Origin of the sequence: Aquimarina algiphila (genome assembly GCF_947494415.1) — a bacterium.
Taxonomy (GTDB): domain Bacteria; phylum Bacteroidota; class Bacteroidia; order Flavobacteriales; family Flavobacteriaceae; genus Aquimarina; species Aquimarina algiphila.
Genome location: NZ_CANLVC010000002.1, coordinates 146,573 through 162,491 on the forward strand (window position 1 = coordinate 146,573; position 15,919 = coordinate 162,491).

At 31.8% G+C, this 15,919-nt stretch carries 17 protein-coding genes; 6 read left to right on the plus strand and 11 right to left on the minus strand.

Features of this window, described 5'->3' with window-relative positions; genetic code table 11:
* Window positions 1–24: 24 nt before the first annotated feature.
* A complete protein-coding gene (locus tag PQF96_RS03150) occupies window positions 25–702 on the plus strand; it encodes a hypothetical protein (RefSeq protein WP_160114236.1) in 678 nt (225 codons plus the stop codon).
* Window positions 703–962: 260 nt separating this feature from the next.
* Here PQF96_RS03150 and PQF96_RS03155 read toward each other — a convergent pair whose 3' ends face one another.
* The 6 genes from PQF96_RS03155 to rpmB form a co-directional block, all read right to left on the minus strand.
* The gene (locus PQF96_RS03155; protein WP_271765066.1) at window positions 963–2,639 is read right to left on the minus strand and encodes an amidase family protein; all 1,677 of its coding nucleotides are present in this window, start codon (window positions 2,637–2,639) and stop codon (window positions 963–965) included.
* Window positions 2,640–2,673: 34 nt separating this feature from the next.
* The gene (locus PQF96_RS03160; RefSeq protein ID WP_271765067.1) at window positions 2,674–4,278 is read right to left on the minus strand and encodes a carboxypeptidase-like regulatory domain-containing protein; all 1,605 of its coding nucleotides are present in this window, start codon (window positions 4,276–4,278) and stop codon (window positions 2,674–2,676) included.
* A gap of 140 nt (window positions 4,279–4,418) precedes the next feature.
* Window positions 4,419–5,372 (minus strand): signal recognition particle-docking protein FtsY, encoded by a 954-nt coding sequence (gene ftsY, locus PQF96_RS03165; RefSeq protein ID WP_143915484.1) that lies wholly within the window; start codon window positions 5,370–5,372, stop codon window positions 4,419–4,421.
* A 125-nt stretch (window positions 5,373–5,497) separates the two neighbouring features.
* Complete coding sequence (locus PQF96_RS03170; protein ID WP_081748330.1) at window positions 5,498–5,650, minus strand: DUF4295 domain-containing protein; 153 nt, start codon at window positions 5,648–5,650, stop codon at window positions 5,498–5,500.
* 6 nt (window positions 5,651–5,656) lie between these two features.
* Complete coding sequence (gene rpmG / locus PQF96_RS03175) at window positions 5,657–5,839, minus strand: 50S ribosomal protein L33 (protein WP_109437157.1); 183 nt, start codon at window positions 5,837–5,839, stop codon at window positions 5,657–5,659.
* Window positions 5,840–5,863: 24 nt separating this feature from the next.
* A complete protein-coding gene (gene rpmB / locus PQF96_RS03180) occupies window positions 5,864–6,103 on the minus strand; it encodes a 50S ribosomal protein L28 (RefSeq protein WP_109437158.1) in 240 nt (79 codons plus the stop codon).
* A 432-nt stretch (window positions 6,104–6,535) separates the two neighbouring features.
* On the opposite strand from rpmB, the gene PQF96_RS03185 reads away from it, so the two are divergent.
* On the plus strand, window positions 6,536–6,856 hold the full coding sequence (locus tag PQF96_RS03185) for a hypothetical protein (protein WP_143915483.1): 321 nt from the start codon (window positions 6,536–6,538) through the stop codon (window positions 6,854–6,856).
* Here the strand turns inward: PQF96_RS03185 and PQF96_RS03190 are convergent.
* Complete coding sequence (locus PQF96_RS03190; RefSeq protein WP_143915482.1) at window positions 6,839–8,107, minus strand: CinA family nicotinamide mononucleotide deamidase-related protein; 1,269 nt, start codon at window positions 8,105–8,107, stop codon at window positions 6,839–6,841. The two genes, PQF96_RS03185 and PQF96_RS03190, sit on opposite strands and share 18 nt — an antisense overlap.
* Before the next feature lie 3 nt (window positions 8,108–8,110).
* Window positions 8,111–8,449, minus strand: coding sequence for an Hpt domain-containing protein (locus PQF96_RS03195; protein ID WP_109437161.1), 339 nt, complete (start codon window positions 8,447–8,449; stop codon window positions 8,111–8,113).
* Window positions 8,450–8,916: 467 nt separating this feature from the next.
* On the opposite strand from PQF96_RS03195, the gene PQF96_RS03200 reads away from it, so the two are divergent.
* Window positions 8,917–11,280, plus strand: a complete 2,364-nt coding sequence (locus tag PQF96_RS03200) for a TonB-dependent receptor (protein WP_271765068.1) — start codon at window positions 8,917–8,919, stop codon at window positions 11,278–11,280.
* A 2-nt stretch (window positions 11,281–11,282) separates the two neighbouring features.
* The gene (locus PQF96_RS03205) at window positions 11,283–11,759 is read left to right on the plus strand and encodes a thioredoxin family protein (protein WP_271765069.1); all 477 of its coding nucleotides are present in this window, start codon (window positions 11,283–11,285) and stop codon (window positions 11,757–11,759) included.
* A 43-nt stretch (window positions 11,760–11,802) separates the two neighbouring features.
* Here PQF96_RS03205 and PQF96_RS03210 read toward each other — a convergent pair whose 3' ends face one another.
* The 3 genes from PQF96_RS03210 to PQF96_RS03220 form a co-directional block, all read right to left on the minus strand.
* The gene (locus tag PQF96_RS03210; protein ID WP_271765070.1) at window positions 11,803–12,414 is read right to left on the minus strand and encodes a fumarylacetoacetate hydrolase family protein; all 612 of its coding nucleotides are present in this window, start codon (window positions 12,412–12,414) and stop codon (window positions 11,803–11,805) included.
* 28 nt (window positions 12,415–12,442) lie between these two features.
* On the minus strand, window positions 12,443–13,222 hold the full coding sequence (locus tag PQF96_RS03215) for a 3'-5' exonuclease (RefSeq protein ID WP_109437165.1): 780 nt from the start codon (window positions 13,220–13,222) through the stop codon (window positions 12,443–12,445).
* A gap of 81 nt (window positions 13,223–13,303) precedes the next feature.
* The gene (locus tag PQF96_RS03220) at window positions 13,304–13,990 is read right to left on the minus strand and encodes a metal-dependent transcriptional regulator (protein WP_109437166.1); all 687 of its coding nucleotides are present in this window, start codon (window positions 13,988–13,990) and stop codon (window positions 13,304–13,306) included.
* Between the two features lie 268 nt (window positions 13,991–14,258).
* Here PQF96_RS03220 and PQF96_RS03225 point away from each other — a divergent pair, with 268 nt between their 5' ends.
* Complete coding sequence (locus PQF96_RS03225; protein ID WP_271765071.1) at window positions 14,259–15,173, plus strand: metal ABC transporter solute-binding protein, Zn/Mn family; 915 nt, start codon at window positions 14,259–14,261, stop codon at window positions 15,171–15,173.
* Window positions 15,173–15,910: a metal ABC transporter ATP-binding protein gene (locus PQF96_RS03230; protein WP_271765072.1), complete on the plus strand. Its 738-nt coding sequence runs from the start codon at window positions 15,173–15,175 to the stop codon at window positions 15,908–15,910. The genes PQF96_RS03225 and PQF96_RS03230 overlap by 1 nt, the downstream gene beginning before the upstream one ends.
* Window positions 15,911–15,919: the final 9 nt, after the last annotated feature.

The window sequence follows — 15,919 nt, forward strand, 5'->3', positions numbered from 1 at the left end:
TTATATTTGAAAAGATTGCAGCTTATGAATACAAAAACCAGTTCAATTCTATTTCTTTTAACATGGGGTATTACCATGTTCATCACATCTTGTAGAAGTGAATCAGATGAATTATTACAAGACACAAATAATCAATACCTTAGTTCAGATTCTAAAATAGCTGGGTTGATTTTACGTGCCGTAACTAATGACGGTTCTGTAGATGACTCTATTGATAAAGCAAGTTGTTTTAGTATAAAATTTCCGTTCACGATTACTGCAAATAGTCAAGTAATAAATTATAACACTATAGACGACATTGCAGCCAACCAAGGGCTTTTTAATGATACTGATCCAATAGTGTTTAGTTTTCCAATAACTCTAATATTTAATGACTTTACAGAAATTGTAGTTAATGATGATACACAACTACAAGGACAGGTAAACAATTGTAATGGTCAAAACGATAGTATCGCTTGTATTGATTTTGAATACCCACTTTCTGCTTCTGGTTTTGATTCACAAAATGAATTAATACTTAAAGTGGATTTTGAAAATGATAAGGACTTTTATGATTTTATAGACGGGCTAAATCGAAATGATTTTGTTAACCTGGATTTTCCTATGACTGTTCTTATTTCTGATGGTGCTGTCTTAAGGGTTAGCAGTCTTGGAGAATTAGAAAACACTTTTGATGATGTCCTTAGAAATAGATGTAATTAAATCATTATCACTTATTTTATATTCATTAATAACACAAAAAAATCACTTAATATCATACAAATAAATTAAAACCCATAATCATCTTACTCTACAAACCAAAACCTATGTCAAAATTACCTAAACAGGCGTCAAAACTTGGATTGCTGTTAAGCGGGGCTTTCTTAATAGCGTATTGCATTTTTATGATCTATTTGACGTTTGACCTCAACAATTAAAACCCAACACCCCTCTTTTGTAAAAAAAGAGGGGATTTTTATATTTTATTCAATGTATGAAACAGGCATCTTACGTTCTTTTGTAACTTTTTCGTACGCATGACCCAATTGCAATAATTTACCTTCAGAAAAAGGTTCGGAAATAAACGTAAGCCCTTTTGGTTCTCCCTTGGCTGAATATCCCATAGGTACTGTAAGAGCCGGATATTTGGCAACAGCTGCATATCCCGCATGATAATTATTAATGGAGAGTATTACATCTAATTGATGTTTATTTATGTGAACATCAAAATATGTACGCGCAGCCGTTTTTAACCCCTCCTTAATCTCATTTAATTCTTCGACTGTAGTGCTATCTGTTATTATACCCTCAAATAATTGTTGCCCATATGGAATACGTATCAACGTATCTTTATTATTGAAAGCAATCGCATCTTCGATATTTTTTATCTCAACTTCATCCCCAGCCTGTGTTTTAATATATTCTGGAAGATCGTTTTTCATATCAATATTCAAAATGCTTAGGAAACCTGGTAATTGAACTTGTTCTGGTTCAATTTCAATAAGCACACCTCCTGCTTTCTCTATTTTTTCTGTTGCTATTTTGTATATCGAATCTTCTAAAAGGTCTTTTATAATACCAAAACGCTTTTCTTTTAAACTCACATCATTAATTAAGTTTACAAAATTTATATCTGTAGCTACAGAAGGTGCGTCATTGTTATCCTTACCAATAATTGCACTGAGTACAATTGCATTATCAATCACACTTTTGGTCATAGGACCAGGAGTATCCAAAGTACTCGAAATAGGCACTATTCCTGTTCTACTTAATACTCCAATGGTTGGTTTAAGCCCAACTACAGAATTTTGACTAGATGGAGACAAAATAGACCCGCTAGTCTCCGTTCCTATAGCTGCGACGCAAAAATTTGCTGCTACTGTAACTCCGCTACCCGAACTAGATCCTCCGGTTTCAAAAATCATTCTCCCATATGGATTAAGAGTTTGTCCACCTACTGCGCTATAACCAACTGGACATCCTGAACATAAAAAATATGCCCATTCACTAAGATTAGCTTTACCAAGAATTAACGCATTTTTCGCAATTAACTTCTCTGTTATAAAAGCGTTTTTAGTATTATTATGCTGCAGCGCTATTGCTCCTGCTGTGGTAGCTATATCTTCTGTGTTGATATTATCCTTAAGCAGAATAGGCATCCCAAAAACAGAATTTACATCAATACTCGCTTTATCAACTTTATCTAATTCTCGAGCAAGATCGACCACCTTTGGATTGAGAGCTATCACCGAATTTAATGACAAAGCATTATCACTTTCGTATTTTCTAATGCGGTAGATATAGAAAAGAGTTAACTCTTCATACGTAAGTCTATTATCTTTTATGTTTTGTTGAATTGTAGGTATATCTTTTTCCAGGATAAATTGCTTTAAACTCTTATATTTTTCTTCAGAGAAAAAATCTAATTCGGACTCTAAACTCTTCCAAATGTCATTTTTATCTAATACTTTAGAATTCACCAATTTTAAATGCATCCTGGCCTGCTCAAGTGATTGAGTTGCTTCCAGATCTTTGGTTTCATCATAGGATTGCCAAACTACCCTGGGTTGTTTCTCTTCTTGTGGTTTTGTATCCTTTTCCTTTTTACAGGAAACAAAAACAGAAACAACAAAAAGAAGAAGTATAATTACGTTTTTCATGAAAAGTAGATTTTAAATTTAAAAATTCTCTTAATTAATGACCTGTGTGCTTTTTTAACGGAGTATTTACCCAATACTTATCTTTATCTTTAAAAAGATTAATCTCAGACGTAGATAATGGAGCATACTTATTCATTGTTTTCGTAGTATCCTTTATCTTTTTTCCGGGAAAAACCTCTTGTACAAATATCTCTCTATATTGATTTAAGGTTACTTTAGGAATTTCGTTTATTACATTTCCATCAATATCACTGATATTTCTAATTTTTAACTTAATATCTTCAGAAAAGTTTTTAAAGTTAAAATCGGGTATAGAAAATAATTGTTCTTGATCTATTACAATCCTTAAATGATCATCAAAGGTTAAAACATCCTTAATACGAACCTTATGTTTTTTATAAGTATATGTTATTTTAAACTTATTTGAAATAGGAGTTATTGTTTTTTTATCTAATTTTCTGTTGAAATACACATCAAAAAACATATTATCAAGATCTAAGAAAATATTTTCTATCCTAAAATAATAATCAGTATTGACCTGAAATTTATTATTGAATGTTATATAATTAAGGTACATTTTCCCTTTTATAGGAGCATACTCTAATGCGACTCTATATAATGCATTCTTTTTTTTCTGTTTAAATACTTCATAATTAAGTTTATGAATTGCAAAATTCTCCTTAGCAATAAAAATTTTCCCTTTTGCAAAATGTAGTGCTCCAGAAGCCGCGTCTTCTGCCACAAAATTAATTTCATAGATCGGGGTATCATCAAGGTAACGGATACCTTGCAAGCTAAAAAAATGATTCTTCAAAAAATCTACATCCAAAACATCTATAAAGGAGAAAGACATCCTATCATGATTCCGTATTGCATTGGTAATATTCAAGACATTTAATTCATTTCCTCCTAAAGGAGAAATAATAACACTTTCCAGGTATTTTTCTTTTACATTATCATAAGGGATAGCTAATGCACTATCTTGAGCAAAAGTCTCATTTCTGTGATAGCTATAAAGCAGTGTTTGATTCTGTTTATTAGTTAAATAATCTGTACCGAATCCAGCATCGAATACCTCAATTATACTTTCATTTAAATTAATATATTGAGTGCTTTTTTTTTGATTGGATAACACCTTATAAGAATCGTCTACAGGTTGCTGATAATCACGATAATAAGCTATATATGAAAATGGCTTTTTAGGATAATTTAAAACAATATTTTGTAATGCTTTTTTTATGATTTGCCTAGCAGTAAACCGACGTTTTTTCTTTCTTCCCGAAACCAATGTAACAGCATCTAATTCTTCAACATTGGGTTTTAAATAAATAATATTTATCTGGTTGCTAAGAAGTTTCCCTATTACTATTTCTTTAGTTCTATATCCTATAGAAGATAGACTTATTTTTCCAGAAACATCCAAAGTCGAAGGGAGTCTAAATTGACCTTCATCATCTGCAATCACTCCTCTATTTGTTCCCAGCAACTTAACAGTAGCATAAAATATCGGAGTTTTTGAATCTTCATCTAATATTCGACAAAGGAATTGATCTTGATCAAACTGATCCTGAGCGTTAATTCTCTGTAAACAACAACAAAAAATAGTTATGACAAAAAAAAGAGCTTTCTTAAATATCATTATTAAAACCGTTATATGGGCAAGGTTTACAATCCAATCAATTTTTGCTTGTATATTATCCTTATATAAAAATCAATAAAAAAAGGCACCTTAATTATATCAAGGTGCCTTTTTAACTATATTATAACAGTTTCTTTTTTTTATTTAAAGAACGAATCTACAAATTCATATTTATTAAATACCTGAAGATCTTCAATACCCTCTCCAACACCTATATACTTAACAGGAATTTGAAATTGATCACTTATACCAATCACTACTCCGCCTTTAGCTGTTCCGTCTAATTTGGTAACTGCTAACGAAGTTACCTCTGTAGCAGCTGTAAACTGTTTTGCTTGTTCAAAAGCATTTTGACCAGTAGAACCATCTAAAACCAATAATACGTCATGAGGAGCATCTCCTATCACTTTTTGCATTACTCGTTTCACTTTTGTCAACTCGTTCATCAAATTGATTTTATTATGTAATCTACCTGCTGTATCAATTATAATCACATCTGCATCTTGATTTACTCCCGATTCTAATGTATCAAAAGCCACAGAAGCCGGATCACTCCCCATATCTTGCTTAACTATAGGAACATCTACTCGATCTGCCCATACTTGTAACTGATCGATAGCTGCCGCTCTAAAGGTATCAGCCGCTCCTAATACAACTTTTAACCCTTTATTCTTTAACTGATAAGCTAATTTTCCTATTGTAGTGGTTTTACCAACTCCATTTACTCCAACAACCATTAAAACATAGGGTTTCTTATCCTTTGGAATCTCAAAATCGGTCGCTTCTCCTACATTAGTTTCAGAAAGTAAACCCGCAATTTCTTCTCTAAGGATTTTATTTAATTCATCTGTTCCCAGATATTTATCCTTTGACACACGGTTTTCTATACGTTCTATAATCTTAATGGTGGTTTTCACACCAACATCACTTGTGACTAATATTTCTTCTAAATCATCCAGTACATCGTCATCAACCTTGGATTTACCTGCTACTGCTTTACTTAATTTAGAAAAAAAATTAGTTTTAGATTTCTCTAATCCTTTATCAAGTGTTTCCTTTTTCTCTGAAGAAAATATATTTTTAAAAAGCCCCATCTGTACTATTCAATATGCTAAAAATTAAAAAAACTAAAATAGTTAGTTACATTCTTTAAATATAAAAAGAAAGAGCCATTTCAATACAATTGAAACGGCTTCTTTTTAAAATATCTTGTAAGGGATTACTTTTTCTTTAAAAAATCACTAACTGCCTCTGGTGGCATTATTGATTCTACAAAAGTATAAGCTCCTGTTTTTGGAGATTTTACCATTTTTATGGCTTTCGTTAATCTCTTTGATCCTGTTTGTAACGATGCTACCGATTTCTTTGCCATCTCTTATTATTTTATTTCTTTATGAACAGTCATTTTCTTTAAAACAGGATTAAATTTCTTTAATTCTATTCTATCAGGAGTGTTCTTTTTGTTCTTTGTTGTAATATATCTTGATGTACCTGGTTTACCCGTAGCTTTATGCTCTGTACATTCTAAGATCACTTGCACTCTATTACCTTTCTTTGCCATTATAAGTATCTTTAAAAAAGAAGATTATTTATTAAAAAAACCTTTTTCTCTAGCTTCTTTTAAAACCGCAGAGATTCCGTTCTTATTTATATTTTTTAACGCAGCAGTAGACACTTTAAGTGTTATCCAACGATCTTCTTCTGGAATATAAAAACGCTTTTTAATTAAATTCGCATTAAATTTACGTTTTGTTTTATTCATCGCGTGAGAAACATTGTTCCCTACCATTGCTTTTTTACCTGTAAGCTCGCAAACTCTTGACATCTCTTCTTAATTTTGGTATTATTTCAAAACAGGGTGCAAATTAACGAATTATTTAGCGAACCACCAATAATAGTTTAGTAAAATTTTCTTCTTTTTTTAGTTTTTCTTTTAAGACATAAAAAAAGAAAAAAAAGGGGTTTTTACCTATTTCACAAATAAAAGGATTCTATTACTTTTATAGTAGTTAATTTTTATAGTAAAAACTTACAACTTATTATGGGGGTAATTAAGTAGTAATTATAGAGCGAATCATGGTACCATGATTCGCTTTTTTATTACAACACAGTATCTTAGTTTTTAAATCATTACCATTTATTATTGTATCTTAGGATATAATATCCACATCATATAATGTATACAAAAAACAACAAACAATTTATTAAAAAATACGAGCTTGATATAGGCTCAGCCTATTTCTATAAAAACTATGTTGTGACAGAAATAAAAGAAGGTATTATACTTAATTTTGAGAAAGCTGCTGCATTATTTCAACTAGGCAAAGAACACTATGGAAACAAAACACCTTTTGTATATATATCCAATAGGATTAATTCATACTCTTTTGAACCTACAGCTCATTATAAATCTACTGATTTATTTCCTAATTTATTGGGATTTGCAGTAGTAACATATGATCTTCTCAATAAAGAGGTTGCAGAATTAGAGCAAGTTTTTTTAAACAAACCCACTCAAATTTTTCACACTTTAGACGATGCTATCGCATGGGTAGAACAATTAATCATTCGCGATTAAATCTTTATTTAACCTCAATTCGCGCAGAAGAAGCTCAAATGATTTATTAACAGCTTTTCCGATGGTTCGATCCCTAAGATTACTGAATACAAATTTTTCTGAAAAAACACCATTTGGACTCGCTATTGCAATAAAAACTGTACCCACTTCTACATCTCCATCTCCTTTTTCTGGACCTGCATTACCTGTAGTTGCAATTGCATAATCTGATTTAAACTTTTCTTTTACACATAAAGCCATTGCTTCTGCAACTTCAGCACTAGTTACCGTGAATTTTTTTATAATTTCTTCATCCACTCCTAATATATCAACTTTGGATTGAGTAGCATAAGTAACTACTGCCCCTTGAAAATAAGCTGATGCTCCTCCTCTGCTTGTAAATAATTGCGCTATTTTACCACCTGTACAACTCTCTGCTAATGAAAGTGTTTTATTTTGTTTAACCAATAGCTTCCCTATTCTGACTTCGATAGTTTCATCTTCTTCATAGCCAACAATAATATCACCTATAATATCATGTAAAGCCAGTACTTTGCTTTCTATTGTATCTTCTAGAAGGTTTTTATCATTTCCTCTAGCTGAAAGCCGAAGTCTTACATTACCTAAATTAGGTAGATAGGCTAACTTAATAAAAGAGGGTAAATCATTCTCCCAATCTTCAATTTTTTCTGCAATAGAACTTTCTCCTAAACCGTATGTAAGTATAGTTTTATGTATAATGTATGGTCTGTCAAATCTCTTTTGTAGTCTTGGCAGTACTTCATTCTTCATTAAGCCTTTCATTTCATATGGTACTCCAGGCATTGATATGAATACTTTATTCTCTTTTTCTAACCACATTCCTGGTGCTGTCCCAAAAAGATTCATCAAGACCGTTGAAGTTTTAGGAACAAGAGCTTGTTGCTTATTTACCTCGGAAATTGGAGTTGAGATATATTTTGCAAATAACTTTTCAATATGAGCCAACACCTGATCATTCTGTACCAAAGTATCATCAAAATATTCGCAAATAGTATGTTTAGTAATATCATCTTTAGTCGGTCCAAGACCTCCTGTTAGCAACACTATATCTGCTCTCTTACTTGCTTCATCAAGAGCATCAAGAATATGTTGTCGATCATCTCTAATCGATGTGATCTGATGTACATCAACACCTATCTTATTCAATTCTTTTCCCATAAACGCAGAATTAGAATCAATGATCTGACCTATCAGAATTTCATCACCTATAGTAATAATTTCTGCAAACATATATTAACTAAAATCAGCTTTAAGATTTTCTATAGCACCATTTACTGTAGTAACAATATGCTCTAAAATTGGTAGTATCTCTTCCTTTGCTTTATTTGTTTTTGACCATGCCTCAATTTGTTTAATTTGAGCCAAAAGATCAATATCAAATAACTGAAGGTTAGGTTTCATTTTATGAGCATATTGGTATGCCATTTGTGGATTATCAGAATTTACTGCCTGAACCATACTATCGAGATCAGGTGGTATTTCTTCTAAAAATGTCTGTACTAATACAGCTATAAATTCATTATCACCTCCTGATAATTCATCTACATTTTTTAAACTATATCCTTTGCTCATTTATATAACTTTTATTGAAAAAATTGTTGGTTGTTTGTATATCTAGCTAAAATAATATCCGTTTTTATAGGTTCAATCCCAGCTGATGTACCGTAAATATAATACCTCCAGTCTTTAATCTAAAACATTTATAAGGATATTCTTACTACTCCCTCGATAATTCATTCAAAATTAAGCCTATAAACATAGAAATATTCACATATTTTCTATTATAAAACAAAAAACATTAGCTGTTTTCACTTCAAAGTAGGGATTGATCATTACTACACCTTATAATCATTAGTATTTTTACGAACCTTTCATAAGATAAAACTCAATAATTACACATAAAAAACAGGTCTCAATATAACATGGTATAGCATTTTTAATACTGTTTTTAGGATACTGAAATTTATGAATATAAAAATAGTTAAAATATTTGTTAGTTAAAGCTAACTTTATAAATTTGCCGAGACTAATTTTTTATCATGAAGCGTTACTTAGTATTCTTTATTTTATTACAATCAACTTTTGTTATATCTCAGACTGGAAGTTTAAAAGGTTCTATTACATCAAATAACAAACAATTACCATTTGCAACTATAGAAGTATTCAATACGTCTTTTAGAACATCATCCTCATCCAATGGAGAAGGTTTTTATGAAGTAAAAAACATTCCTGCTGGTAATTTCACTGTAAAGGTAAGTTTATTAGGGTTTCAGACTTCAAAAGAAGAAGTTGCTATTATATCTGGTGAGTCTACAATAAAAAAAATCGAACTTGAAGAAGATAGACTTAATCTGGATCAAATTGTGATAAGCGCAACCAGGAATCGAGTGAATAGAAAAAAAGCACCTGTAGTAGTTAATGTTCTAAATCCACAATTACTTAATGCCACACAATCTATCTCATTATCAGATGGGCTTAATTACTCTCCTGGGGTTAGAGTAGAAAATAATTGTCAAAACTGTGGTTTTACTCAAGTACGATTAAATGGGTTGGATGGAAGTTATACTCAAGTTTTGGTCAACAGCAGGGCTGTTTTTAGTGCACTAAATAATGTATATGGTTTAGAACAAATTCCTACTAATATTGTCGAACGCATAGAAGTAGTAAGAAGTGGTGGTTCTGCTCTTTATGGTTCTAACGCTATTGCAGGAACTATTAATATTATCACCAAAGACCCTGTACTTAATACATGGGAAATTGGTAGTTATTTTGGCTTGATAGACGGTGATGTACCTGATCGCCTAATTAACTTTAACTCTTCTTTAGTGAGTGATGACCTTATGAGCGGAATAACACTTTTTGGACTAAAGCGAGATCGCGAAGAGTTTGATGCAAATGATGATGGATTTTCTGAATTAACTACATTATCAAACACTACATTTGGCATTAAAACATACCTTAAACCAAATGAACGTAGTAAAATTTCTTTAGACTTAACGACCTTAAAAGAATTTCGAAGAGGTGGAGATCGACTTGACTTAGCCCCTCACTTTACAGATATTACTGAACAATTAGATCATGATACTTTTTTAGGCGGAATAACATATGATCTACAAAACAAAAACCTCAACAGCAATTTTTCAGTATATACTTCGGGACAATACACAGAAAGAGGAAGCTTTTATGGTGGTTTAGGAGGTTCAAGAACTCAACAGGATAGTATTCTTGCGCTTAATTCTTATGGTACCACAAAAGATTTAGCTTTAGTATCCGGAGCACAATACACTTATAATTTTAAAAACGAAGATATTATTACTGTGGGCACAGAATATAACCTAAGTGATACCGAAGATATTATTCCAGGATACGATAGGTTAATTGATCAAAATGTAAATACCATTGGATCTTATGCACAATATGAATGGAAACCTAATGACAATCTAACAGCACTTGTAGGAACAAGATTGGACCATGTTAATGTTAAAGGAGATTACAACATTGGTGGTATATCTAGAGAGGTTTCGATAGAACAAACAGTATTAAGCCCGCGTCTTACCCTTTCTTATAATATAACAGAGGCTTTAAAATTTAGAGGAGGATATGCCAGGGGATTTAGAACACCACAAGCATTTAATGAAGATTTACACGTTTCATCAGTGGGCGGTGAACCTCAGTTTGTAATCCTATCAGAAGATTTAAATACTGAGTACTCTAATGCCTACACCACCTCTTTTAACTATAGTAAGAACTTCAACAAAGTACAAACTGATATTTTGATTGAAGGTTTTTATACCGATTTACAAGATCCTTTTACACTTGTGAGTACTGGTGCAGTGTTAGAAAATGGGTCTATTTTAGAAGAGGTTAGAAATGGGTCTGGAGCCAATGTTTTTGGAACTAATTTAGAAATAGGGATCTCCCCTTCTAAAGAATGGCAATTTCAGATTGGAGGAACGATACAAAAGGCAGAATATGATGAAGCACAAATACTTTTTGAAACTGATGGAACGATACCAAATGAAACTGATGTAAGTGTTGATGAATTTGTTAGAAACCCTAATTCTTATGGATACTTTAATACATCATGGATACCTGGAGAACATTTTAACATGGACCTTACTGGGACGTATACAGGTTCTATGACAATTCCTCGAGTAGTAAGCCCATCTGGCTTTTTAGACCTTGTCGACAGTGATTCTTTTTTTGATGTGAATGTAAAACTTGAATATCATACCGATATTTCAGAAAATTTTCAAATGACTTTTAGTGGAGGAATAAAAAATATCTTCGACAACTACCAGGATGATTTTGATATAGGTCCTTTACGAGATTCTGATTATATTTATGGTCCTGGAGCTCCAAGAACCTTTTTTATAGGGATTAAATTTGGTAAACTTCACTAAATATGAAATCTAAATTAATTACACTCTCCATCTTTCTAGTCATTTTATCTTCTTTGACAGGCTACGCTCAAAATAGAGAAAAAGTTCAATGGATATCTTTTGAACAACTGGAAGATTCTTTAAAAATCAAACCTAAAAAGGTTCTTATCAGTTTCTATGCTGACTGGTGCGTATATTGTAAAAAGATGGATCGGGTAGTTTTTACCAAACCTGATATTGTGAAAAAATTATCCGAAGAATATTATGTGGTAAAAATGAATGTCGAAACCAAGGATACTATCGTTTTTGGAGGAAGTATTTTTACCAATAAAAATCATTTGACTTCAAGAAGTCCCATACATGACATTCCTATATTATTAGCTTCTAGAAAAAACCACCCCCTTTCTCTACCCGCGACTATTATTATGGACGAAACCTTTAAAGTAGATAAAAGATTTTTTACATATATGAGTCCTAAACGACTTTTACAGGTATTATAAGTAAAAAATTAAAGTTGTTCACTTTACTTAAGCTTATAATTTTCTATTTTACTTTTATCGAAAAAAACTGATCATCACCTATATAACCAGTCAAAACATCATCTGGTTTTACCGACCCAACACCTGCTGGAGTACCTGTAAATATAACATCTCCTATCTTTAAAGTAAAGTATTTTGAAACATACTCTATCAATTCATTGATCTTCCAGAGCATAAACATCGTATTTCCTTTCTGGACGGTATCTCCATTTTTTTCCAAATGAAAATCGATATCATCTACATCTTTAAAATTATCTTTAGAAACCCACTTTCCTACAACAGCAGCACCATCAAAAGCTTTAGCTTTTTCCCAGGGCAAGCCTTTTTCTTTAAGTTTTGTCTGAAGATCTCTGGCAGTAAAATCAATACCTAATCCTATTTCATCATAATATTTATGTGCAAATTTTCTATCAATATGTTTACCAACTCTATTAATTTTTACCAATACTTCCAACTCATGATGTATATCATTAGAGAAATCAGGAATAAAAAAAGGTTGTTTTTTTAGTAAAATTGAAGTGTCTGGTTTTATAAAAACCACTGGGTCTTTAGGTTTCTCATTATCCAATTCTTCTATATGATCTGTATAATTACGACCGATACAAATAAGCTTCATAATTCAATAAAAATGATAGGAAAAATGATTATAATTTCAAGCTGTTATTTAGTTTACGAAGTCTCACTGCTGTAAGAACCTTTTTTGTATACAAAGGGAAGTCAGCATTCTGAATCCATCCAAAATACCCAGGCTCTTCGTCCATAACTTGTTCAACAAGCTTCCCTTTATGCTTTCCGAAGGAAAAGACCTCTTTCTTATCATCATCATATGCAATAAAACCAGCGAAATCTGCAAATTGTTTTCTAGAACTAAATTCGGCTAAAAACTTTGCATCATTTTCTAATTCAGGATATTTATCCAATTGAGCTTTTAATACCTCATAGGTCGCCATTGTATCTGCTTCAGCAGAATGTGCATCTGTAAGATCCTTATCACAATAGAATTTATAAGCTGCAGAAAGTGTTCTTTTTTCCATTTTATGATAAATAGTCTGGACATCAATCGCAACTGCATTTTTCATATCAAAATCAAGACCTGCTCTTAACAATTCTTCTGCCAATAACGGAATATCAAATCGATTAGAATTAAACCCTCCCAAATCGCAACCTTTAATCATTTCACTAACTTTACTTGCTAATTGTTTAAAAGTAGGCTCATTAGCTATTTTCTCATCATCAATACCATGCACAGCAGTAGTCTCTGGAGGTATTGGCATTTCAGGATTAACCAGCCAGGTTTTACTCTCCTGAGTACCGTTAGGAAATACTTTTAGAATAGAAATTTCTACAATTCGATCTTTAGAAATATTTACACCGGTCGTTTCAAGATCAAAAAAACATATCGGTCTTTTTAAATTAAGCTCCATAAATTGATTGTGTGATACTCAAAGATAACTGCTATTCTTTAACTATCTTATAGCCTAACTCTATTTTAACATTTATAAAAACTATACAACCTTCTTAACGAATACATTATCCGCAAACTTTCTAGTTACGGTTTCTATAGTATTATCAAACTGTATGCGAATAGACTTATCAAATTCACGAACTTCGAGAACTTTAATTTCACTACTTAATGCCAGTCCAATTTCAGATACATATTTTAAAAAATTAACAGATCCATCATCCACTGCCACTAATTGACAAACATCCCCATCAGAGAGTGAAGAAAGTGTAATTTTAGGTAAAATTGAATATTCTCCATCTGCATTTGGAATCATCTCTCCATGTGGATCTTTTTCAGGAAAATCCATAAAGCGATCCAGTTCGTTAATCAACTTTTTGGATTTAATATGTTCTAATTGCTCTGCAACTTCATGTACTTCATCCCATGTAAAATTAAGGTAATTGCATAAAAAAGTTTCCCATAATCTATGTTTACGAATCAATCGTACAGCAATAGACTTTCCTTCTTCTGTTAAATCCAGCTTACCATATTTTTCACTTACTACATAGTTTTTAGCTTTCAACTTCTTAATCATATTATTCGTAGAAGCTGGTGAAACTTTAAGATAATCTGCCAATTGGTTATTTCCCACCTTTACAGAACTATCTTCAATAAGTAATTGAAAAAGAGCCTTTAAATAATCTTCTTCACTTTTTGTTAAATTATTCAAATTTAATTTGTTAGTCATAACTAACTTTTTTAGTTTTGTCAAAATAATATAGCAAAATTACTAAACCTAATGCAATTATATAGAATCATCTTACTTCCTTTATTAACTCTTAGTTGTGCTTAGTGTTATTTTCTCAAAGGAAAAGCACTACCAGAAACACTAAAACAAGTATGATAGAATAATCAACTTTCGATTTTAAAATGACTACCGATTTTTATGAAGATACTGAGAAGATGTATTCGAATTGAGAGTAATTAGGTAAAACTGAAAAAGAACAAAAAATAAAATGAATAAAATAATATCGATACTAGTCATTTGTTCACTCTCATTTTCATGTAAAAAAGAAGTTAAAAATGAAAATGAAAAACTTAAAGTGGTTACCACTACTTCTATGATTACAGATTTGGTTAAAAATATCGGAGGAGACCTAATAGAAGTTAATGGTTTAATGGGCAGTGGTGTTGATCCTCACTTATATAAAGCTAGCGAAGGTGATGTCAGCAAATTAGTTAACGCCGATGTAATTTTTTATAATGGCTTGCACTTGGAAGGAAAATTAGTAGAAGTCTTCGAGAAAATGCAGCATCAGAATAATAAAACCATAGCTATTGGAGAAAGTCTGGATAAAAATACATTAATCGGTTCTGATTATTTTGCATCAAATTATGACCCCCATATATGGTTTAGTGTCGGAAATTGGAAAATCATTACCATGTTTGTCATTAACAAACTTAAAGAGATAGATCCAAAAAACGCAAAGGCTTTTGAAACTAATGGAAATACATATTTAACAGAATTAGATACACTTGAAACTAGGTTAAAGGAAAAAATAACTACTCTACCTAAAGAAAAAAGAATTTTGGTAACCGCACATGATGCCTTCAGCTACTTCGGAAAAGCATATGATTTTAATGTCGTTGGGCTTCAAGGTCTATCTACTGCCACAGAAGCTGGAGTGCAGGATGTTCAGAAATTAGCTAGTTTTATTATTGAGAAAGAGGTGAAAGCTATTTTTGTAGAAACTTCTGTTCCCAAACGAACTATTGAAGCTCTGCAAGCGGCTGTAAAATCAAAGAATCATGAAGTAAGCATAGGAGGAACATTATTCTCGGATGCTCTTGGTAATCTAGAAACCAAAGAAGGAACATATATTGGTATGTTTGAATATAACGTAAATACTATTGTAAATGCACTACAATAATGGAAAATAAAATTGCAGTTCAAATAGATGACCTCACCGTAGCTTATAATTACAAACCTGTATTATGGGATATTGACCTAGCAATACCTGAAGGAGTATTAATGGCAATTGTAGGGCCAAACGGAGCAGGTAAATCTACCTTGATCAAATCGATTTTAGATATCATTAAACCAATTGCGGGAAGCATTCAAATCTATGGGAAATCTTATAAAAAACAACGATCTCTAGTTGCCTATGTACCGCAAAAAGGAAGTGTTGATTGGGATTTTCCTACCACTGCCCTGGATGTGGTTATGATGGGGACTTATGGCAGTCTTGGCTGGATTAAGAGACCTGGACAAAAAGAAAAAAAAGCTGCTTTGGAAGCGTTAGAAAAAGTAGGAATGCTTTCTTTTAAAAACAGACAGATCAGTCAACTTTCTGGAGGGCAGCAACAGCGTATCTTCCTAGCAAGAGCTTTAGTTCAAAATGCAGCGATTTATTTTATGGATGAACCTTTTCAAGGTGTGGATGCCACAACCGAAAAAGCTATTATCAATATTCTAAAAGAACTTAGAAAAGCAGGAAAAACGGTTATTGTTGTGCATCACGACCTTCAAACTGTACCAGAATATTTTGATTGGGTTACTTTTCTCAATGTAAAGAAAATTGCTACCGGGCCAGTGAAAGATATTTTTAATGATGATAACTTAACCAAGACATACGGAATTAACTACAAAGTTAGTGTTCAAGGGTAGATGAATAGT

Excerpts from the sequence above, each read along its gene's own strand:
- PQF96_RS03150 (WP_160114236.1), top strand. The coding sequence starts at position 25 with ATGAATACAAAAACCAGTTCAATTCTATTTCTTTTAACATGGGGTATT.
- PQF96_RS03155 (WP_271765066.1), bottom strand. The coding sequence starts at position 2,639 with ATGAAAAACGTAATTATACTTCTTCTTTTTGTTGTTTCTGTTTTTGTT.
- PQF96_RS03160 (WP_271765067.1), bottom strand. The coding sequence starts at position 4,278 with ATGATATTTAAGAAAGCTCTTTTTTTTGTCATAACTATTTTTTGTTGT.
- ftsY (WP_143915484.1), bottom strand. The coding sequence starts at position 5,372 with ATGGGGCTTTTTAAAAATATATTTTCTTCAGAGAAAAAGGAAACACTT.
- PQF96_RS03170 (WP_081748330.1), bottom strand. The coding sequence starts at position 5,650 with ATGGCAAAGAAATCGGTAGCATCGTTACAAACAGGATCAAAGAGATTA.
- rpmG (WP_109437157.1), bottom strand. The coding sequence starts at position 5,839 with ATGGCAAAGAAAGGTAATAGAGTGCAAGTGATCTTAGAATGTACAGAG.
- rpmB (WP_109437158.1), bottom strand. The coding sequence starts at position 6,103 with ATGTCAAGAGTTTGCGAGCTTACAGGTAAAAAAGCAATGGTAGGGAAC.
- PQF96_RS03190 (WP_143915482.1), bottom strand. The coding sequence starts at position 8,107 with ATGTTTGCAGAAATTATTACTATAGGTGATGAAATTCTGATAGGTCAG.
- PQF96_RS03195 (WP_109437161.1), bottom strand. The coding sequence starts at position 8,449 with ATGAGCAAAGGATATAGTTTAAAAAATGTAGATGAATTATCAGGAGGT.
- PQF96_RS03200 (WP_271765068.1), top strand. The coding sequence starts at position 8,917 with ATGAAGCGTTACTTAGTATTCTTTATTTTATTACAATCAACTTTTGTT.
- PQF96_RS03205 (WP_271765069.1), top strand. The coding sequence starts at position 11,283 with ATGAAATCTAAATTAATTACACTCTCCATCTTTCTAGTCATTTTATCT.
- PQF96_RS03210 (WP_271765070.1), bottom strand. The coding sequence starts at position 12,414 with ATGAAGCTTATTTGTATCGGTCGTAATTATACAGATCATATAGAAGAA.
- PQF96_RS03215 (WP_109437165.1), bottom strand. The coding sequence starts at position 13,222 with ATGGAGCTTAATTTAAAAAGACCGATATGTTTTTTTGATCTTGAAACG.
- PQF96_RS03220 (WP_109437166.1), bottom strand. The coding sequence starts at position 13,990 with ATGACTAACAAATTAAATTTGAATAATTTAACAAAAAGTGAAGAAGAT.
- PQF96_RS03225 (WP_271765071.1), top strand. The coding sequence starts at position 14,259 with ATGAATAAAATAATATCGATACTAGTCATTTGTTCACTCTCATTTTCA.
- PQF96_RS03230 (WP_271765072.1), top strand. The coding sequence starts at position 15,173 with ATGGAAAATAAAATTGCAGTTCAAATAGATGACCTCACCGTAGCTTAT.